This is a genomic window from Paenibacillus sp. Dod16 (assembly GCF_049893405.1).
Classification (GTDB): Bacteria; Bacillota; Bacilli; order Paenibacillales; family Paenibacillaceae; genus Paenibacillus_AQ.
In genome coordinates this window covers 140,893-160,476 of sequence record NZ_JBNDYG010000015.1, presented here as the reverse complement: position 1 = coordinate 160,476, position 19,584 = coordinate 140,893, and the positions used below count along the sequence as shown (strand labels likewise).

Annotated in this window: 18 protein-coding genes; 17 read left to right on the top strand and 1 reads right to left on the bottom strand. The window is 49.9% G+C overall.

Translation table 11 applies throughout. From position 1 onward, the window contains the following. Window positions 1-34 precede the first annotated feature (34 nt). A complete protein-coding gene (locus tag ACPV3A_RS13615) occupies window positions 35-2,710 on the top strand; it encodes a DNA translocase FtsK 4TM domain-containing protein (protein WP_426199964.1) in 2,676 nt (891 codons plus the stop codon). Between the two features lie 78 nt (window positions 2,711-2,788). Here the strand turns inward: ACPV3A_RS13615 and ACPV3A_RS13610 are convergent, their stop codons facing one another. Further along, complete coding sequence (locus tag ACPV3A_RS13610) at window positions 2,789-3,649, bottom strand: AraC family transcriptional regulator (protein ID WP_426199963.1); 861 nt, start codon at window positions 3,647-3,649, stop codon at window positions 2,789-2,791. Window positions 3,650-3,846: 197 nt separating this feature from the next. On the opposite strand from ACPV3A_RS13610, the gene uxaC reads away from it, so the two are divergent. The 16 genes from uxaC (at window position 3,847) to ACPV3A_RS13530 (ending at window position 19,320) form a co-directional block, all read left to right on the top strand. Further along, the gene (uxaC, locus tag ACPV3A_RS13605) at window positions 3,847-5,271 is read left to right on the top strand and encodes a glucuronate isomerase (RefSeq protein WP_426199962.1); all 1,425 of its coding nucleotides are present in this window, start codon (window positions 3,847-3,849) and stop codon (window positions 5,269-5,271) included. 3 nt (window positions 5,272-5,274) lie between these two features. Beyond that, a complete protein-coding gene (locus ACPV3A_RS13600) occupies window positions 5,275-5,559 on the top strand; it encodes a hypothetical protein (RefSeq protein ID WP_426199961.1) in 285 nt (94 codons plus the stop codon). Then, window positions 5,540-6,724 carry a tagaturonate reductase gene (locus ACPV3A_RS13595; protein ID WP_426199960.1) on the top strand — a complete coding sequence of 395 codons (1,185 nt, stop codon included), beginning with the start codon at window positions 5,540-5,542 and terminating at the stop codon, window positions 6,722-6,724. The genes ACPV3A_RS13600 and ACPV3A_RS13595 overlap by 20 nt, the downstream gene beginning before the upstream one ends. Beyond that, window positions 6,721-8,235 (top strand): UxaA family hydrolase, encoded by a 1,515-nt coding sequence (locus ACPV3A_RS13590; protein ID WP_426199959.1) that lies wholly within the window; start codon window positions 6,721-6,723, stop codon window positions 8,233-8,235. The genes ACPV3A_RS13595 and ACPV3A_RS13590 overlap by 4 nt, the downstream gene beginning before the upstream one ends. Window positions 8,236-8,279: 44 nt before the next feature. Further along, a complete protein-coding gene (locus ACPV3A_RS13585) occupies window positions 8,280-9,392 on the top strand; it encodes a glycoside hydrolase family 88/105 protein (RefSeq protein ID WP_426199958.1) in 1,113 nt (370 codons plus the stop codon). A gap of 192 nt (window positions 9,393-9,584) precedes the next feature. After that, window positions 9,585-10,397, top strand: a complete 813-nt coding sequence (gene sleB, locus ACPV3A_RS13580; RefSeq protein ID WP_194543530.1) for a spore cortex-lytic enzyme — start codon at window positions 9,585-9,587, stop codon at window positions 10,395-10,397. Between the two features lie 125 nt (window positions 10,398-10,522). Further along, the gene (gene yfmF, locus ACPV3A_RS13575; RefSeq protein WP_194543529.1) at window positions 10,523-11,803 is read left to right on the top strand and encodes an EF-P 5-aminopentanol modification-associated protein YfmF; all 1,281 of its coding nucleotides are present in this window, start codon (window positions 10,523-10,525) and stop codon (window positions 11,801-11,803) included. Window positions 11,804-11,806: 3 nt separating this feature from the next. Beyond that, window positions 11,807-13,018: an EF-P 5-aminopentanol modification-associated protein YfmH gene (gene yfmH, locus ACPV3A_RS13570; protein WP_426199957.1), complete on the top strand. Its 1,212-nt coding sequence runs from the start codon at window positions 11,807-11,809 to the stop codon at window positions 13,016-13,018. Beyond that, the gene (gene ymfI, locus ACPV3A_RS13565; protein WP_194543527.1) at window positions 13,018-13,788 is read left to right on the top strand and encodes an elongation factor P 5-aminopentanone reductase; all 771 of its coding nucleotides are present in this window, start codon (window positions 13,018-13,020) and stop codon (window positions 13,786-13,788) included. Before yfmH ends, ymfI begins: the two co-directional genes overlap by 1 nt. A gap of 108 nt (window positions 13,789-13,896) precedes the next feature. Next, window positions 13,897-14,151 carry a DUF3243 domain-containing protein gene (locus ACPV3A_RS13560; protein WP_009589302.1) on the top strand — a complete coding sequence of 85 codons (255 nt, stop codon included), beginning with the start codon at window positions 13,897-13,899 and terminating at the stop codon, window positions 14,149-14,151. A gap of 204 nt (window positions 14,152-14,355) precedes the next feature. Further along, window positions 14,356-15,123 carry a DUF3388 domain-containing protein gene (locus ACPV3A_RS13555; protein ID WP_113058682.1) on the top strand — a complete coding sequence of 256 codons (768 nt, stop codon included), beginning with the start codon at window positions 14,356-14,358 and terminating at the stop codon, window positions 15,121-15,123. 48 nt (window positions 15,124-15,171) lie between these two features. Next, window positions 15,172-16,212, top strand: a complete 1,041-nt coding sequence (locus ACPV3A_RS13550; RefSeq protein WP_426199956.1) for a RodZ domain-containing protein — start codon at window positions 15,172-15,174, stop codon at window positions 16,210-16,212. A 77-nt stretch (window positions 16,213-16,289) separates the two neighbouring features. Further along, the gene (locus ACPV3A_RS13545) at window positions 16,290-16,463 is read left to right on the top strand and encodes a DUF4175 domain-containing protein (protein WP_146746999.1); all 174 of its coding nucleotides are present in this window, start codon (window positions 16,290-16,292) and stop codon (window positions 16,461-16,463) included. A 151-nt stretch (window positions 16,464-16,614) separates the two neighbouring features. Then, complete coding sequence (locus ACPV3A_RS13540) at window positions 16,615-17,106, top strand: YajQ family cyclic di-GMP-binding protein (RefSeq protein WP_426199955.1); 492 nt, start codon at window positions 16,615-16,617, stop codon at window positions 17,104-17,106. A gap of 259 nt (window positions 17,107-17,365) precedes the next feature. Then, window positions 17,366-17,953, top strand: coding sequence for a CDP-diacylglycerol--glycerol-3-phosphate 3-phosphatidyltransferase (pgsA, locus tag ACPV3A_RS13535; protein WP_426199954.1), 588 nt, complete (start codon window positions 17,366-17,368; stop codon window positions 17,951-17,953). Window positions 17,954-18,057: 104 nt separating this feature from the next. Continuing rightward, window positions 18,058-19,320, top strand: coding sequence for a competence/damage-inducible protein A (locus ACPV3A_RS13530; protein WP_426199953.1), 1,263 nt, complete (start codon window positions 18,058-18,060; stop codon window positions 19,318-19,320). The last annotated feature ends 264 nt before the right edge of the window (window positions 19,321-19,584 follow it).

Genomic DNA, 19,584 nt, shown 5'->3' with positions numbered 1-19,584 from the left:
AACATAGGTACGCCACCGAATATTATGCTATAATATGGATTCGGGGGTGACACTTTTGGCAAAACGGAAAAGAAAGAAGAAGGCAGCCTTTGCAGCCGTTTTGAAGTATGAAATTTATGGGATTGTATTGATGACACTTTCGGTCATTGCATTATCCGGAGAAGCACCGGTGGGGCGTTCCCTGTCCAAGATGTCGGGATATCTGCTGGGCAAGTATTATTTTATCATCCCCCTAATCGGCATTTATTACGGGTTAATGGTGATGATTCACCGGAAATGGCCCAAACGCTGGAACAGCAGACGCACCGGTGTCCTTCTCTTGGTGTTATCGCTAACTTTAATGAGCAGTATTGCAGGTTTGGAGTCGAAGCTGGCCCCGATTGGACAATTGAATGCGTCAAATGCGATGAGCCAGATACATAGTGATTTGCAAGGCGAGCTCCTTCATGCCGGGGCAGATGATGGACATCATCCCGTCATGGGCAGAGACATCAGCGGCGGTTACATTGGAGCGTTGCAGTTTGCCTTTCTGTTAATGCTGTTTGGCAGCATAGGGGCCAAGTTGATTGTGATTGTCATGCTGGTTATCAGCTTCATGCTGATCACCAACCTGTCCTATGTTGATTTAATGCGGATGTTCCGCGTGAGGGTTGTAAAGGCCGGAGAACGGATTCAGAAAAAAGTGAACAGCCAGCAGACCAAATCAAGAGCGGCAGCAAAATCAAGCGCGAAGGAACAACGTATGCAGCTGCCGGAGGATCTGGATGAGGACGATGATCTGGATGATATGGAGGGCATGAGGCTGCCGCGCCGCAAAGCGCCGCAATTCTTCCAGCTGTTCGGTTCCAGAGGGGGCAAACGGGACGAAGCAGTAGAAGAGGCCCGGGATGCTGCGGATGAAGCGTCTCCGGTATTTACGGTTGGTAGCGGACATGGTGCTAAGGAGAAAGAGGAGGTCGTCCTCTTCAACAGTCCGGTCCAACCGGAGGAAGAAGCGGACGTGATTTCTCCTGCAGTGGAATCCGTGCCTTCATCGCCGATTATTCGCGATTTCTTTGAGCAAGTGAAACAAGAAGGACGTCTGGATGACGAGTACGATGATCACGAAGCGGTGATACCTCCTGTGCAAGGGGAATCTCCGGGGGATACCGCAGCGAGTCCTGAGGCCATCGTTGGCAGCCTTGAAGCTTCAAATGGCGAGTTGAGTGGAGCTACACCAGCTACTACGCATAACGGAGGGCAGGAGGGAACAGCAGCGGCAGCGCCGCCGGCTCCCCCACCCAAGCCGTACAAGCTGCCTCCGTTCCGGCTGCTGTCCAAACCCAATAACGGCGGTAAGGGTGGAGACCAGAACGATTATATGCAGACAGCGCGCAAGCTGGAAGCGACACTGGAAAGTTTCGGCGTTCGAGCCAAGGTGCTGGAGGTTGTTCGTGGGCCATCGGTAACCCGCTACGAAATTCAGCCGGACATCGGGGTTAAAGTCAGTCGGATCGTCAATCTGACCGATGATATTGCACTTGCACTTGCGGCCAAGGATATTCGGATGGAAGCGCCGATTCCCGGCAAATCAGCCATCGGGATCGAAGTGCCGAACAACGAAGTTTCACTAGTTACGATGAGAGAGGTTATGGAGACGCCGACGTTCCAGGACGCGGAATCGAAGCTTTCGATTGCATTTGGCCGTGATATTTCCGGCCAGACCATTGTCGGGAACTTGGCACGGATGCCCCATCTTCTTGTTGCAGGTGCAACGGGTTCGGGTAAATCCGTATGTATCAACGGCATTATTACCAGCATTCTGTATAAAGCGAAGCCGGATGAGGTTAAATTCCTGATGGTCGATCCGAAGATGGTCGAGCTCAATGTCTACAACGGGATTCCGCATTTGATGGCACCGGTGGTAACCGATCCGAAGCGGGCATCCTTGGCACTTAAGAAAATCGTGGTAGAGATGGAGAAGCGGTATGAGCTGTTCTCCAAATCCGGGACGCGAAATATTGAGGGCTACAACAATCTGATGAAGGATAATTTGCCGGCAGTGTTGCCGTATATCGTCGTTATCGTAGACGAGCTGGCCGATTTGATGATGGTTGCAGCCAACGATGTGGAAGATGCGATCACGCGACTGGCCCAAATGGCCCGTGCTGCGGGGATCCACTTGATCATCGCGACGCAGCGTCCATCAGTGGACGTTATTACCGGAGTCATTAAAGCGAACATTCCGTCGCGCATTGCCTTTGGTGTGTCATCGCAGGTCGATTCCCGAACGATTCTGGACATGGCGGGGGCGGAGAAGCTGCTCGGCCGCGGGGATATGCTGTTTATGCCGATGGGCTCCTCCAAGCCGATTCGCGTCCAGGGTGCTTTCATGAGTGATCATGAAGTCGAGAATATTGTGGATTTTGTTCGGGACCAAGGACAGGCGGAGTATGACGAGTCGCTGGTGCCTGAGATAGAGGAATCCGCCGGCGCGGACGAAGAAGAATTGGATGAGTTGTATGAGCAGGCGGTGACTATCGTATTGGAAGCTAAGCAAGCGTCCGTATCACTGCTGCAGCGGAGAATGCGCGTAGGTTATACCCGTGCAGCGCGTCTCATCGATTCGATGGAGGCACGCGGGGTTATCGGACCTTATGAGGGAAGCAAACCGCGGGAAGTGCTGATGTCCATGGAGCAATATCAGCAACAGCATAATCGAATCAGTTAAGGGAGCCGATCCCGCAACTTTTAAACAAAAGGAAGCGAACAACCAGACTGTTGGGTTGATCGCTTCCTTTTTTGTTGCTCACGGGGTGCTATTCATTTTGCGGTATTTGCTTGCCGTCATTTTCATAATTTTCTTAAAGGTTCGGTCAAAATGCGTCAGGCTTTCAAAGCCGATGGATTCGGCGATGTCCACGATTTTCAGGTCCGTATCCGTTAGAAGGCGCTGCGCTTCGCGAATACGGGTAAGGTTCAAATAATTAATGATCGTAAAGCCTGTAATTTCTTTGAATATCCGGGACAGGTAGAAAGGGCTGATGTAGAAGGTTTCGGCTAATTGCTGCAACGTGATTTTGTCTGCGTAATGGACGTGAATATACTTAACGACGTCCGTGATTTTCTGATGGAGCGGATTCATGGACGTGTGAGCAGGCAGCGAGGCGGAATGGGTTAACCGAGAGGTTTTAATGAGTAACTCCGTAAGCAGCACCTGCAGCATATACTCGTACGAAGCGGAGCTTTCTCGGATTTCATCGGCCATTTTATTCAAAATTTGCATGATGATTGCTTGCTCTGGAACGGTTAAACGCAGCAGTGGTCTATCCTGATTAAACATGCCCAGCAATCCGGATGCCAGCAAGGGATGGCCTTTTCCCAGAAAAGAATCGCTAAAATTAATGACGATACGTTCATGCTCCGGATCGCCTTGTCCCGAGGTTTTATGAACGTCGAATTTATTGATGAGAATGAGGTCTCCCGCCTGGATGGTGTACAATTTTTCTTTTATAAAATAATGACGCTCGCCTGCAACCAAATAGTAGATTTCATAGGTTCCGTGATAATGGTTATTTCGTTCAAAGGGCTTGGTGCGATGAATGCGATGGTAGTAAAATTCCCCTTCTTCTTCCCCGTAGGTTACGGTATGGGTATCGCTGGATATCATAATTCTGCCCCCGCTTCGTTTCAATTCATTCATGATCAGGTTTATTCTAATACTTCAGTTATATTGTACCAACTTCCATTAAGCAAAACAAAGCAAGATATGTTGAATGAGCCTTCAATTTCGCAATAAAAGTGAAGAAATCCAACTGATGATGCTGTAGCATAGTAGGTAAATCTACAGAAATGGACGGTGTTATCATGAGACCTTTTATGGATGAACATTTTTTGCTCAATAACGAGACTGCACGCACCTTATACCATGATTATGCAAAAGACATGCCAATCATCGACTACCACTGTCATCTGAGTCCGCAGATGATCTTTGACAATCACAGGTTTGAGAACTTGACCGAAGCGTGGATAAACGGCGATCACTACAAATGGCGGGCAATGCGAGCCGCTGGAGTAGAAGAGGCATACATCACGGGCGGCCCGGGTGTGAGTGATTATGATCGCTTCTTGGCTTGGACGCGCACTGTTCCGATGACGATTGGCAATCCGTTATTTCACTGGTCTCATCTGGAGCTGCAAAGACTATTTGGCATTCAGGATATCATTCATGAACAGAATGCTCCGCAGATATGGGAAGCAGCAAACAAGCGACTGCAGGATAATGATTTGACCACACGGGGATTGATCGTATCAAGCCGCGTGAAAGTGGTCTGCACGACCGATGATCCGACGGATAGCTTGGAATATCATATCAAGCTGGCGGAGGAAGGCGATGCCGGTTTTCAGATGCTTCCGTCATTCCGTCCGGACAAGGGACTGGAGATTAACCGGGAGACGTTCCTTCCGTGGGTGAAATTGTTGGCGGACCGAAGCCGGATGGAGATTACGGAGTATTCGGCATTCCTGAAGGCACTCGAGCAGCGGGCAGAGTTTTTCCATTCGGTTGGCGGTCGGGTATCCGATCATGCGCTGGATTACGTGCCATATCAAGAGGTTACCGAGACTCAAGCAGCTGACATCTTTCTGAAAGCGCTTAATGGGGAGCGGGTTTCCCGTCAGGAAGAGGAACAATTCAAAACGTATACGCTGCTTTATCTGGGCCAAATCTACGCAAGACTCGGCTGGGTCATGCAATTTCATATTAACGCCCAGCGCAACAATAACACCCGGATGTTCCGACAATTGGGTCCGGATACAGGTTATGATTCCATTCACGATAGTCCAATCGCCGTACCGCTCGTAAAGCTGATGGATCGGCTTGATCAAGAGCGGTCACTTCCAAGAACGATTCTGTATTCGCTTAACCCAAGCGATAACGATATTCTCGCAGCACTTATCGGCAGTTTTCAAGGCGACGGTATTCCGGGCAAAATCCAGTTCGGTTCCGCGTGGTGGTTCAACGATACCAAAGACGGTATGGTCGACCAGATGAGCAAACTCGGCAATATGGGATTGTTAAGCCGATTTGTCGGCATGCTGACCGACTCCAGAAGTTTCTTGTCTTATACCCGTCATGAGTATTTCCGGCGGATTCTTTGCAATCTCCTCGGAGAGTGGGTTACACGGGGAGAAGCACCGGATGATCTTCCATGGCTCGGGGGAATCGTCCAGGATATTTGTTACAACAACGCCGAGAGCTATTTTCGATTTGGCCGGACGGAAGGGAGATAAGACATGGATGCGAAAACAGATCGTGGCCGGGTATTGAGGTTGGTAGGACGCGATTCTTTACAAATACAACAGCGACAAGACCAGGATATGTTGAACCTTCCCGTTAAAGTGCTGCAAATAGGCGAGGGCAATTTTCTAAGAGGGTTCTTCGATTGGATGATATATGAATGCAACCGGCAGGGTCTGTTCCAGGGAAGCGTGGCCGTCAGTCAGCCAAGACCTGGGGGAGCACGCAAGCTGGAAGATCGAGGAGGAGTTATGGATCCCGGTGTTCTCGGAGATGATTGACCCCTATGCGGAATGGGGGCATTTCTTGAGTGTGGCCGAGCTGGATTCCCTGGAGATCATAGTCTCCAATACAACGGAAGCGGGTCTCGTATATCAGTTTAGTGACTGGAATCCGTCGGAAGCGCCGATGTCATTCCCCGCTAAGCTGACCATGCTTTTATATCGGCGTTATGAGCGTTATGAAGGCTCGCCGGACAAGGGCCTGTTGATTCTCCCATGCGAGCTGCTGGAACGAAACGGGGATATCTTGCGATCGATTGTGCTGCGGCATGCGGAGGATTGGGGACTTTCGCCGGCTTTTCGGAGCTGGGTTGAGGAATGCAACCTGTTTCTTAACTCGCTAGTGGATCGGATCGTAACCGGATATCCGGAAGAGGCCGAGCGCTATTTTGACAAATGGGGTTATGAAGACCGATTGTTGAACACGGCGGAGCCCTATTATTTCTGGGCTATTGAGGGCGACCCCTCATTGGAGTCCAGGCTTCCCCTCCAGTCAGCGGGTCTACAGGTAAGGTGGGTGCCCGATCTGACTCCGTACCAGGTAAGAAAGGTTAGAATCTTGAATGGAACGCATACGCTGATGGCTTCCATCGGCTTGCTTCACGGTTTCACTGAAGTGAAAGAAATCGCAGAGAGCATGGAATGGGGAGAAGATATTCGCAGCGCAATGCTGCAAGAAATCGTCCCCTTGGTGCCTCTCCCGCCGGAAGAGGTTACGGCTTATGCAGAAACGGTGTGGGAGCGATTCCGCAATCCTTTTCTTCGGCATAAGCTCCAGGATATTGCCATGAACAGCATCTCCAAGTTCAAGGTGAGGCTTTTGCCAAGCTTAAAGGAATATGTCAGTGCGCACAATACGCCCCCAAGCCTCATGACTCGGGGATTGGCCTCTTTGATCCGTCTGTATTATGCCAAACAAGTAGAAGGGCAGTGGTACGGAACGCGTCTTGATGGTGAACGGATGCTGTTAAGAGATGATCCGGACAGTCTGTTGACATTCTATCAAGCGTGGCAAAAGGTAGAAGACGGCGAATGGAGCATACGTCAGCTTGTGACATCCATTCTTGGCGATCAGGCTTTATGGGGTGAGGATTTGAACCGGATATCCAATCTTCATGAAGCGGTAAGCCGTTATATCGAAGAAATGGAGCTGATCGAGACATGAGCGACATCGTCATACTTCATCACAAGGATGACGTCGGTATCGCGCTTCGTCCTTTGTCGGCAGGAGAACATGCCATCGGGCTTCTGAACGGGAAGGAGCATGCGATCGAGGTAACCGAGAATGTGCCAAAAGGTCACAAGGTAGCTCTTCGATTAATAGAGCCGGGCAGCCATGTTTTGAAATTCGGCTATTCGATCGGATTGGCGAAGGAAGTCATTTTGCCGGGGAGATGGATCCATACCCACAATTTGAAAACCGGACTATCCGGTGAAGTGGAGTATCAGTATAAGCCTGGCGCAGAAGCAGCGGCTCAGGAATCACCGACGGTTATGGAGTCCCCAACGTTCCAGGGGTATATCAGACCCAGCGGTCAGGTTGGGATCCGCAACGAAATTTGGATCATCAACACCGTCGGCTGCATTAACAAAACCTGCGAGCTGTTAGCGCGCATGGCTGGCCAGCAGTTCCAGGGGAGAGGTATTGATGGGGTTTATCACTTCCCGCATCCCTACGGCTGTTCGCAGCTTGGAGATGATCTAAGCTATACCCAGCGTCTGCTCTCGTCCCTGGCCCAGCATGGCAATGCGGCAGGCGTGCTTATTATCGGGCTCGGCTGCGAGAACAACCAGATCGATCAAATGCAGGCCATGATTGGCGAGCAGGACGGAAAACGAATCCAATATATGCGCGCTCAGGACATGGAGGATGAATTGGAGGAGGGGTTGTCCCTCATCTCGGAGCTTGTGGAATATGCCGAGACTTTCAAACGGTCTGCGGTTCCTCTGTCCAAGCTGAAGATCGGACTGAAATGCGGCGGGTCGGACGGTCTGTCGGGCATTACAGCCAATCCGCTAGCGGGCCGTATTGCGGATACCATCACCGCTCACGGTGGTACTGCTCTTCTGACAGAGGTGCCGGAGATGTTCGGAGCCGAAACGATCCTGATGGACCGGGCCGCCGACGAGCAGGTGTTCCAGGATATTACGTTGCTCATTAACAATTTCAAGCAATATTTCGTATCGCACGGACAGGAAATCTATGAAAATCCTTCTCCCGGTAATAAAGACGGCGGCATCACAACCCTGGAGGAGAAATCGCTGGGGTGTACTCAAAAAGGGGGAAACGCCACCGTATCCGATGTACTCCGTTACGGCGTAAGATCAACGAAGCCGGGGTTAAACCTGATCGAAGCGCCAGGCAACGATCTTGTATCGGTCACGGCCCTGGCTGCAGCGGGGGCCCATCTCGTGCTGTTCACGACGGGGAGAGGGACGCCGTTTGGCGGTCCGGTTCCCACCGTCAAAATCGCCACCAATTCCGAACTGGCCGCTCGTAAAAAGCATTGGATTGATTTTAATGCAGGTGCTTTGCTGGAAGGTAAAAGCATGGATGAGCTTCATGAGGAACTCATGCATCGTATTGTCCGATTAGCCTCCGGCGTTGAACAGACGAGAAATGAACGCAATGGCTTCCGGGAAATATCCATTTTTAAGGATGGCGTCATTTTATAACGTGAGCTGTTGGAACATGATTTAAAAAAAGAGGAGGAGCCTATATGTCCAATCCCATTCAGCAGCAAGAACAGATGACCTTGTCACCCCTAGAACTCGGCACCAAGGCTTGCCAATCGATCATGGAAATGTATTCGCCGGAGCAGCTGCCGCCCGCAGGACGGTGGCATTACCACCAGGGTGTATTTCTGGTTGGAATGTCTCAACTATGGAAATTTAGCGGTGAATCAAAGTTTTTGGATTACGTTAAGGGTTATGTCGATCATCTGGTGGATTCCAACGGGAATCTGCTGCTGGAGCGGGGGGAGCTGGATTCCGTTCAAGCGGGCCTGCTCCTGATGGAGCTGGATGCTGTATGTCCCGAACATCGGTACAAGGCTGCCGCGGATAAACTGCTCCGTCTGTTATCTACTTTGAATCGGACCACGGATGGAGGATACTGGCATAAGGATCGCTACCCTTACCAGATGTGGTTGGACGGCTTGTATATGGGTGGCGTGTTCACGATGAAATATGCCCAGCAGTATAATAAACCGCATTTATTTGATGAAGTGCTGTTCCAGGAGAGGTTGATGCGCTCTCATACCAAGGATCAGGCAACCGGGTTATTTTATCATGCTTGGGACGAGAGCAGGACGATGCCTTGGGCTGATCCGGTTAGCGGGCAATCTCCGGAATTTTGGGGACGCGCCTTAGGCTGGTATGCGCTGTCGATCGTGGAGTTCCTTGATTTACTGCCTGAGGATCATCCGGCGAGGGAAGAGCTGGCTGTTGTGCTCCGTGAATTAAGTGAGGCGCTGGTGCGTTATCAGGATCCGCTTACAGGGCTGTGGTATCAAGTTCTAGATAAAGGGGACCGGGAGGACAATTGGCTGGAAACCTCTTGCTCCAGCCTCTTCATATATACCTTGGCCAAAGGGATTCGACTCGGTTATCTGGATTCATCCTTGATCTCCCATGCAAGACATGGATATAACGGCCTGGCTCAATCCGTATATGTGGATGGTCAGGGGCATCTGGTCATGCCCAAGATCTGTATCGGTACAGGTGTCGGCGATTATAAGCATTATGTGGAAAGGCAGCAATGCGAGAATGACCTCCATGGTGTTGGGGCGTTAGTCATGGCGTGCGTAGAGCTTGGCAGGATATATGGATAAATCCGTGGATGAGCGTTAAATCTATTCTGAACATTAAAGAGCTGTTCCTCTGAGGAACAGCTCTCTTTGTGCTGCGATGATGTGCTGTCTTCGTTCAGTCCTCTCGCCGAACAGGTGCATAGGAAACTGGCAGGCTTGTCATAATAACGGTAGCGAGGCTTGTTAAACCACAAGAGAAAGGTAGAGCGCAGCATGAAAAACTCAAGAATCTGGATTCTAATAAGCATTGCGATTCTGTTGTCTGCCGTTGTCTTCGCTCAGGGAGGCCTGGAAACAGATCATTCGAATCTTCAGGAAGCTTTGCCAACCTTTAGCCAGCAGACCATCAAATTTGGTTCTACCGGCGAAGATGTGTATGAGCTGCAAGGCCGTCTGAAACACCTGGGCTTTTATCATGGGAAAATTGACAGCGTATTTGGCTCCAAAACCCAAGGAGCCGTTAAATGGTTCCAATCGGAGTTTGGCATGAAGGTAGACGGTATCGTAGGACCGAAGGTCAAGCTTAAACTGTATAATGCAACCAAGGATTTCCGTCCGACCGCTCCTAAGGCTCATGAAGGTGGAGGCGGTGCAGCGGCCGGTGGTGGCGGAGGTTCAGCCAACAAAGAAAGCGGCAATAACAACTTAGCCTCATCTGATTCAATGGGCCTTTCAGAGAACGATTTGAGAATCATGGCAAATGCCGTATATGGCGAAGCGCGAGGAGAGCCGTTCGAAGGCCAGGTCGCCGTAGCGGCGGTTATTCTCAACCGGGTAAAATCACCAAGCTTCCCGAATACGCCGCATGGGGTTATATTTGAGCCGAGAGCCTTTACCGCGGTAGCCGACGGTCAAATATGGCTTGAGCCGAACGAGCAGGCGAAGAAAGCAGTACAGCAGGCGCTGAGCGGCTGGGATCCGACAGGAGGCTGCCTGTACTATTTCAATCCGAAAACGGCCACCTCGCCATGGATTTGGACCCGCCCTCAAGTCAAAACCATCGGTCAACATATCTTCTGTATGTAAGCCGTAAACAACAGCAACCGGGGCCTGTCTTCGGTTGCTTCTTCACTTTGCAATGGGTTAGAATGAAAGTTATCTATGAAGTAAATTTTGGCAACGACAATCCATGATGTAAGGGGATATGGACCTTGACGAAAACGGAATTTGAACACGGTACAGTCGGAGGAATTCGGATTCACGTATTACCGACCAACCGATTCAAGACATTTGCGATATCGCTTTACGCCGGAAGTCCGTTAGCAGAAGAAACCGTGACCTCGACCGCGCTTACACCTTTTGTGCTGCGCAGAGGGACCGTTTCCTATCCGGAAACGCGAGCTTTCCGAGAACAGCTGGAGCAGCTGTACGGCGCTGGATTTGGATTTGATGTGTATAAGCGTGGCGATTATCAGATCGTGCACTTTCGCATGGATACGATCAATGACTCTTTTGTTAAGAGTCCGGAGAGCCTGCTGCGCTCTTCATTTGCTTTTTTGGGCGAAGCTTTCACCCAGCCCGTGTTAGAGAATGGAGCATTCCGCAAATCTTATGTACAGACCGAGAGAGACACGGTTCGCAAGAAGCTGGAGTCCATCGTCAATGATAAGATTCGTTACGCTGCGGAGCGCTGCATCGAGGTTATGTGCAAGAACGAACCGTATCGGCTGCATCCGTTAGGAGAACGGAAGGATCTTGACGGTATCACGCCGGAAGGCTTGTATGAGTCCTATCAGAACTGGCTTAATGAATCCGTTCTGGATCTGTATGTGGTTGGCGATACGAGTTTGGATGAGGTGAAGAAGCTCGTAGAGGAGCATTTTAAACTGAACAGAACAGCAAGCAAGGATTATGTTCCTTCCTCCACGCGAACGGCAGCAAGCGGGACGCAGACGGTCGTGGAGAAGCTGGACATTAATCAAGGCAAACTCAACATGGGTCTGAGAAGCACCATTACTTACGGAGATGATGAGTATGCCGCCGCGCTATTGTATAACGGGATTTTAGGCGGTTACCCGCATTCAAAGCTGTTCGTTAACGTGAGGGAGAAGGAAAGCTTGGCGTATTACGCGTCGTCCCGATATGACGGTCATAAAGGAATTGCAACCATCCAGTCCGGCATCGAGGTTCAAAATTTCGAGAAGGCTGTCCAAATTATTCAACAGCAGCTCGATGACATGGCCAACGGTGCCATTACGGATATCGAAATGACCCAAACGAAAGCCATGATCCGCAACGTCATTAAGGAAATGCAGGATTCGGCCTTTGAGATGATTGCGTATGATTTCAACCGCACGCTGTCGGGGCGGGAACGTACGCCGGATGAGCTGCTGCAGCAGGTGGAAGGCATTACAGTGGATGATGTGAAGCAAGCAGCTTCGGCATTTTCGCTGGATACGATCTATTTCCTGAAAGGTCAAAAGGAGGAATAGCCGGTGGAGAGCATTCATTATGACAACCTGCAGGAAACGCTGTATTACGAAGTGATGGATAACGGTCTGCACGTGTATGTGCTGCCTAAACCCGGCTTCCAGAAAACCTATGCGACCTTTGCAACCAAATATGGTTCGGTGGATAACCATTTTAAGGTTGAAGGCGAATCTGAAACTCGCGTTCCTGATGGCATTGCGCATTTTGCGAATGCCTTTACTAGTTTTGACCAAACGGTGTATCTCTTTTCTGCGACGGAGAACATCCATGAAAATTTGGAGACGCTGATTAATTTCGTGCAGAACCCTTACTTTACCGATCAGAACGTAGAGAAGGAAAAAGGGATTATCGGGCAGGAAATCAACATGTACCAGGACAATCCGGACTGGCGCGTATACTTCGGTCTGATCGAAGCGATGTACAAGGTGCATCCGGTGCACATCGATATCGCCGGTACGGTGGAATCCATCGGAACAATTACAAAGGAAGATCTGTATACGTGCTACAATGCCTTTTATCATCCGAGCAACATGCTGCTGTTCGTGGTGGGCGGCGTAGATCCAGTTGAAACGATGAACCTGATCCGTTCGAATCAAGCCGGAAAATCGTATGAGAAGCAAGGCTCCATCGAGCGCATATTCGATCCGGAACCGCAGGGAGTTGAAGAGAAGCGGCGAGAGAGCCGGTTGGCCGTATCCCTGCCGAAATGCCTGTTCGGCTTCAAGGAGAAGCAGGTCGGTTTAACGGCTGAGGAGCAGCTGCGCCGAGATTTGACAACGAAGCTGATGATGGACCTCCTGTTTGGATCCAGTACGGAATTGTATCAGCAGCTGTATGACGAGGATTTGATATCCGACAGCTTCGGCCATGAATATAACAGTTCACCCCAATATGCGTTCTCTGCGGTGGGCGGAGATACAAAGGATCCGGACCAACTTCTGGAGCGTATCCGCACCGAGGTGGATAAGCTAAAGGCAACCGGATTTCAGGCATCCGACTTTGAACGTGCCCGCAAGAAGAAAATGGGCGGATACTTGCGCATGCTCAATTCCCCTGAAAATATTGCTCATGAATTCACTCGCTATCAGTTCCGCGGGGCGGATTTCTTTAAGGTTCTACCGGTTTATGAATCCATTACCCTAGATGATGTAAACCGCCGTCTGCAGGAGCATATCGATTGGGATCAATTGGCCGTATCGATCGTTGTGAGTCCGTAATGAAGCAAGACATGGGAAGAGAATTGAAACCGATCGGGGAAATGACGGTACTGATCACGGGTGCCAGCAGAGGTATTGGAGCGGCTGTTGCCGAGCGTTTTGCTTCGGTACGCATGAATGTCGTTATCCATTACATGAATTCGCATGAAGCGGCCAATGAAGTTGCCCGCCGCTGTATGGCCTATGGTGCTAAGGTATTAACCGTGTCCGCGGATCTTCGCGACAAAGAGCAAATATTGCGCATGCAAGAGAAGCTTCAGAGTCATGATATGGAGCCGGATATCCTGGTCAACAACGCCGGGGTATCCCATTACGGGCTTCTGTCTGACGTGACCGAAGAGGAGTGGGACACTTTGATGTCCATTAACCTGAGAGGGATGTTTCTGTGTTCCCAGGCGTTTATGGGGCGTATGATCTCCCAGCGATTTGGCAGGATTATCAATGTGTCCTCGATCTGGGGATTGTCGGGTGCCTCCTGCGAGGTATTGTATTCAACAAGCAAGGGCGGCGTTAACGCTTTTACGAAGGCCCTTGCGAAGGAGCTTGCCCCATCAGGCGTGACGGTCAACGCCGTTGCCCCCGGCGCGGTGGATACGTCCATGCTGGGGCATTTGGAATCGGATGAGATCCGCATGCTGGAGGATGAAATTCCGGTCGGCAGATTGGCGCAGCCGGATGAGATCTCATCACTGGTGTATTTTCTGGCGCTGCCCGAGTCGGGCTACATTACCGGGCAAGTGATCAGCCCGAATGGCGGTTGGGTGACCTGATCGTCATACGTGGTGCAATTCACCACTCATAAGGGATTGGTTACGGGGACATATTACTATTGTTACTTTAAATCTGAATTGCCACCACGCAAAAGGAGGATTTAATTCATGTCATCCGTAATCAAAAACTTTGATTCCTGGAAGAAATTTCTGGGCGAGCGCGTCGTTCAAGCCGAGAAAGCGGGTATGAGTGAAGACACCATTTCTCAGCTGGCTTATGAAATCGGTGATTTCCTCGATGAGAAGGTTGACCCGCAAAACTCATCTAACCGGGCACTGAAAGAATTGTGGGATGTAGGTAACGAGGAAGAACGCCACGTTATCGCGCGTCTGATGGTGAAACTGGCCAAGAACAACGCATAACCCTCTTGCAAAAAGCCCCCCGCCAACGGGGGCTTTTTGTCAAGAAAAAAGAATGTAATTTTCATGTCATCGTTAATACTTGCCTTTCATTTTTATTTTATATATCATTAACGTGACCCATTTTTCATTTGACCTGTTTTTGCGTGCAATTTTCGCTGGAATTTGTCGAATATTGATGGAAAAGAAGTGCAAAGAGGTGTCTTTGTGGAATCGAATCAATGGTACATGGAATACAAGATACATAAGAACCGGCCTGGTTTGCTCGGCGATATTGCTTCCGTATTAGGTATGCTCGAAGTAAACATCCTGACCATTAACGGGGTTGAAGGCCAAACTCGCGGAATGCTGCTGGAAACGGATGATGAAGAAAAAATTATCCTGATGGGCAAAATGTTAAACAAAATGAAAAATATTACGGTAACAGCCTTGAGACCCCCGAAACTGGTCGATATTTTGGCTGTCCGACATGGACGATATATTGACCGGGACTCGGATGATCGTAAAACGTTCCGTTTTACGCGTGATGAGCTCGGTTTACTTGTTGATTTTTTGGGTGAATTGTTCAAAAGGGAAGGTAATCAGGTTATCGGTCTTCGCGGAATGCCACGCGTCGGCAAAACCGAGTCCATTATCGCCGGCAGCGTCTGCGCGATGAAGCGCTGGACCTTTGTTTCCTCTACGCTGCTCCGTCAAACCATTCGCAGTCAACTCTCTGAGGACGAGATGAATTCGAACAATGTTTTCATCATTGACGGCATTGTGAGCACGATCCGATCCAACGAACGTCATTATCAGCTCCTGCAGGATATTATGGGGATGGAGAGCACGAAGGTGATCGAGCATCCGGATATTTTTGTTCGCGAATCCGAATATTCCTATGAGGATTTCGATATTATAATCGAATTGCGAAACAATCCGGAAGAGGAAATCGTTTATGATACGTTCACGGGCTCTTATAGTGACGATTTATAATATTGTTTTTGACTTTGACCACGAATTTCTAAAGTAGGAGGTGATGGCATGTCCGAACTGGGACAGCAATTAAGGGAGGCGCGTCTACAAAAAGGGATGAGCCTTGATGATGTGCAGGAAATGACAAAAATACGCAAGCGATACTTGGAAGCCATCGAGGCAGGGGATTACAAAGTACTTCCCGGCAGTTTTTACGTGCGGGCATTCATCAAAACCTATGCGGAAGCGGTGGGGATTGACCCGGACGAACTGCTTGAAGGCCATAAACAGGATGTGCCTAAATCCGAACCGGAAGCGACGATGGAACCGGTTATTCAAAAACGTGCCGCCAGACCTTCAGCCGAACGGAACATGAAATGGCTGCCTACACTGCTGATGTGGACATTCCCGATTCTGATCGTTGTTGTCATTTATTTGGTGGCCATCAATTCGAATGAGCCTAAGGATGAACCTCCGGTAACCAATAATGATCAGACGCAGACGGATCAAGCGCAAAAGCCGGAAGACCAAGGCAATACGGATCCCGCCACGCCAGGTGACGGAGCTCAGGGCGGCGACAACACCACGGACGATACCGGTAGTGGTAACGAAGGTACAGACGGTGAAGGAACAGACGCAACGGACGGAACAGATGGCACGGACATCGATGAACCGGGAAATACAACGCCTGGAGAAACGACGGTGACGCAGGACCGGACGGAAGGCAAGAACACCGTATTTAAGGTAACAGGCTCGTCTGTGAAGGTTGAGATTGTGGCAACGAGCGACGGTAAGAGCTGGGTAGAAGTGTATCGTGGCTACAATACCTCCGGAGAGAAGCTGGCTTTCCAAATGCTTGAGAATGGTGATTCTCTCAGCTTTGACCTGGATAGCCAGGGACTTTACGTGAAATCAGGGAACTCCGCTGCAACCACCATTACGGTTGGCGGCCAGCCCGTAACGGATGGAAAATCAACGTCGCGTATCTTGCTGGAGCCGGCGGATGGTTCCGCAGGCACGATGGACAACACGGGAACTACGGATGCCACAGGTACTACCACAGATACTACAGGTACTACAGGTACATCGGATACCACAGATATCGAATAATTGCCTGTCCTCCAGGCCATCATAACAGCATGCAGCTGCATGCTGTTATTGCACTTCCTGGAAGAGGTGATGCTCTCGTGACGGTCAACTGGATTATATTCGGATTAGGCGTTATCGTCAGCCTCTTGGGCTACTATTTGATTCCAAGTGACTGGGGATATGGCATATTAGGCTTTGGACTGGCACATATTTTGCTCGGTATACTGAGCATGTTTCGCCGTCCGGTGCATGATGAGAAAGCTAGCAGTTGACGGAGCAGGCTTCGTTTTCGCCGGAATGGTGGCGATAAGCGGAGTCTTTTTCGTTCACATTTATCCCGGCTGATCTCATGGAGGATTAGACTTGGCTCACGGTTTTACCTATAATAGAAGCATTATCGCCAAATGAAAGGAAGGATTCACCATGGCTTCAGAAAACTCATTTGATATCGTATCCAAAATGGATATGCAGGAACTTAGCAATGCGGTTAATCAGGCGGAGCGGGAGATCGAGAACCGTTTTGACTTCAAGGGCAGCAAGAGCAGCTTGAAGCTGGACAAGGACGCACTGGTCATTTCATCCGATGACGAGTATAAACTCAACGCCGTTATTGATATTTTGCAAACCAAGATGGTGAAACGGGGCTTGTCGCTGAAAAATGTGGAGTACGGCAAGATCGAGCCGGCTTCCATGGGTACCGTTCGCCAGCGTCTGACCTTAAAACAAGGAATCGATCAGGAAAATTCGAAAAAGATCAACATATTGATCCGTGATTCCAAGCTGAAGGTCAAGAGTCAGATTCAAGGTGACCAAATTCGGGTAACCGGAAAAAGCAAGGATGATCTTCAGCAGATCATGCAGCTGCTTCGCAAAGCGGATCTTTCTCTGGACCTGCAATTCACGAATTTTAAATAAACGCCGCCACAGGCTCATATAGGATTGGATGGACAGGTTTGTTTCTTTTGACAGGGCGTGAGCGGAAATATTATACTAAAAAACGATATATAAGGATTAACGTATACATAGATTATTGGGGGATGAATATGACAGACAGCGCTTCACGCTTCGAACCCTTTAGGCTCTTGGGAAGAGCGACCCTATTGAAGTACAGATGGATAACAGTCGCGGGGTCTGCGAAAATTTCAAGACAACCCGTTGCAAGGGAGGTTGCCCCATGAATTTACCCAATCGTATCACGTTGGCCCGCATTTGCTTGATCCCTGTCATGATGATTTTCCTGCTGGTGGATTTTGATTTTTATCCGGCTCCTATTGTGTGGAATGATTTTGTCCTTCCCTACAACCAATTGATTGCAGCATTGATATTCATACTTGCAGCAAGTACGGATGGGATTGACGGGTATTTGGCCCGGAAAAACAATATGGTGACGAACCTGGGTAAACTTCTGGATCCGCTTGCGGACAAACTGCTGGTGGCAGCCATCCTCATATCGCTTGTGGAGATGGGCAAATGCGAATCCTGGATTGCTGTAGTTATCATCAGCAGAGAATTCGCGGTTACTGGCTTGAGACAAATTGCACTCCTGGAAGGTTCAGTCGTTGCAGCAGGTCAATCGGGGAAAATCAAGACGGTGATTCAGATTGTGGCGATTGTCGCGCTTCTGATCAATAATTTCCCGTTTGTATTCTTGGGAATTCCGTTTGATATCATTGCAATCTGGGCTGCCGCGATGATTACGATATATTCGGGAATCGAATATTTTGTCCAGAACAGGCACCTTCTCAAAGGTACCGGGGCGTAACGGCAATAGGAGCTATCCTATTGCTTTTTTCTTCCGCAGGGTAAGAACATTGTGAAAGCGAGTATTTTGTGAAGAGATAGCAGACACAGGAGGATGGACGAATCATGAAAGCAGAAATCATTGCAGTTGGAACTGAACTTCTTCTTGGACAGATTGTGAATACCAATGCACAGTATTTGTCCAGACAGCTTGCTTCAATGGGAATCGATGTATACTATCAAACCGTTGTCGGGGATAACATGGAGAGGCTCAAGGAGGCCTTGCGGCTGTCCAGCAGCAGAGCCGATATCGTTCTTCTGTCCGGTGGTCTGGGCCCCACACAGGATGACCTGACAAAGGATGCGCTCGCGTCTTTTCTAAATCGTTCATTGCATATTGATCGGATGGCCATGGATCGGATTGAACGCTTTTTCCATGAACGGGGATCCGTAATGACCGAGAACAATCGGCGCCAGGCCCTGACCATCGAGGGCGGGACTCCGCTTCCGAACGAAACAGGCCTCGCCGTCGGGAATGCGGTATCCTATGAAGGGACTCATTACATTGTGTTGCCGGGACCGCCGAAAGAGCTGATGCCGATGTTTGAGCAGGAGGCCAAGCCTTGGCTTCTGCAGCATGTGCTTACGGGAGAGCTTCCCATCTATTCGAAGATGCTCAAATTCGCAGGCATCGGGGAGTCCGCGCTTGATAAGCGCCTGGAGGACCTGATTACGGCCCAGAGCGATCCGACGATTGCGTTGTATGCCAAGGAGGGGGAGGTAACCGTCCGAATCTCCACGAAGGCAGCCAGCGAGGCTGAGGCCATGGTGCGGCTGAATGAACTGGAAGCCCGGATCCAGGAGAGAGGCCCGGAATTTATGTATGCTAACGAGGATGTGCCCATTGAGAAGGTCATCGTCGATATGATGGCGGATCATAGCTGGACACTGAGCGCTGCGGAGAGCTGCACGGGAGGCCTTGTAGCGGAGACGCTGACCTCTATCCCTGGGAGCGCGTCCATGTTCCTTGGCGGGATCATCTGTTATACCAACCAGATCAAGGAGAAGCTTGTGCATATCCCGCATGCGCTGCTTGAGGGGGATGATGCGCCGGGAGCCGTCAGTGCAGAGGTTGCTGAAGCGCTTGCGGATCATGTCCGGATGGTAACCGACAGCGACTTTGGTTTATCGGTAACGGGCGTGGCAGGTCCAGGGTATGCTGAACGCAAGCCTATAGGTCTTGTTTACATTGGATTGTCTCAACGGGGAAAAGAAACGGAAGTGCACGAGCTGCACCTTCAGGGTAACCGTGAAACGATCCGGCTCCGAGCTACGAAGGCGCTGCTCTACCGGCTTTGGCAGCGTCTTGTTGCCTCCAAACAGGTTTAGGGTTGCAGAATAGGGATATCCGTTATTCGAAAAAAGTAAATAATTTACACCTTGCTTGGCAGCTCTTCTTGTATTAACGAACAGTTCCAAGTATAATGGGAAATACGGAAGAACCGTGGCATATCGTATGATGTTGCCACGGTTCTTGTTGTTTATACATAAGGCATGGAACATATACGGGAAGGGGTGCTGAATAAAAAAAACGAATGTATGTTCGAAAAAAAGCTTGGCAAACGTGTCAAAACAAGGTATGATATGACTATC

What these genes read in the sequence shown, in the direction of transcription:
- ACPV3A_RS13615 (WP_426199964.1), top strand. Translation starts at nt 35, where the DNA reads ATGGATTCGGGGGTGACACTTTTGGCAAAACGGAAAAGAAAGAAGAAG.
- ACPV3A_RS13610 (WP_426199963.1), bottom strand. Translation starts at nt 3,649, where the DNA reads ATGATATCCAGCGATACCCATACCGTAACCTACGGGGAAGAAGAAGGG.
- uxaC (WP_426199962.1), top strand. Translation starts at nt 3,847, where the DNA reads ATGAGACCTTTTATGGATGAACATTTTTTGCTCAATAACGAGACTGCA.
- ACPV3A_RS13600 (WP_426199961.1), top strand. Translation starts at nt 5,275, where the DNA reads ATGGATGCGAAAACAGATCGTGGCCGGGTATTGAGGTTGGTAGGACGC.
- ACPV3A_RS13590 (WP_426199959.1), top strand. Translation starts at nt 6,721, where the DNA reads ATGAGCGACATCGTCATACTTCATCACAAGGATGACGTCGGTATCGCG.
- ACPV3A_RS13585 (WP_426199958.1), top strand. Translation starts at nt 8,280, where the DNA reads ATGTCCAATCCCATTCAGCAGCAAGAACAGATGACCTTGTCACCCCTA.
- sleB (WP_194543530.1), top strand. Translation starts at nt 9,585, where the DNA reads ATGAAAAACTCAAGAATCTGGATTCTAATAAGCATTGCGATTCTGTTG.
- ymfI (WP_194543527.1), top strand. Translation starts at nt 13,018, where the DNA reads ATGAAGCAAGACATGGGAAGAGAATTGAAACCGATCGGGGAAATGACG.
- ACPV3A_RS13560 (WP_009589302.1), top strand. Translation starts at nt 13,897, where the DNA reads ATGTCATCCGTAATCAAAAACTTTGATTCCTGGAAGAAATTTCTGGGC.
- ACPV3A_RS13550 (WP_426199956.1), top strand. Translation starts at nt 15,172, where the DNA reads ATGTCCGAACTGGGACAGCAATTAAGGGAGGCGCGTCTACAAAAAGGG.
- ACPV3A_RS13540 (WP_426199955.1), top strand. Translation starts at nt 16,615, where the DNA reads ATGGCTTCAGAAAACTCATTTGATATCGTATCCAAAATGGATATGCAG.
- pgsA (WP_426199954.1), top strand. Translation starts at nt 17,366, where the DNA reads ATGAATTTACCCAATCGTATCACGTTGGCCCGCATTTGCTTGATCCCT.
- ACPV3A_RS13530 (WP_426199953.1), top strand. Translation starts at nt 18,058, where the DNA reads ATGAAAGCAGAAATCATTGCAGTTGGAACTGAACTTCTTCTTGGACAG.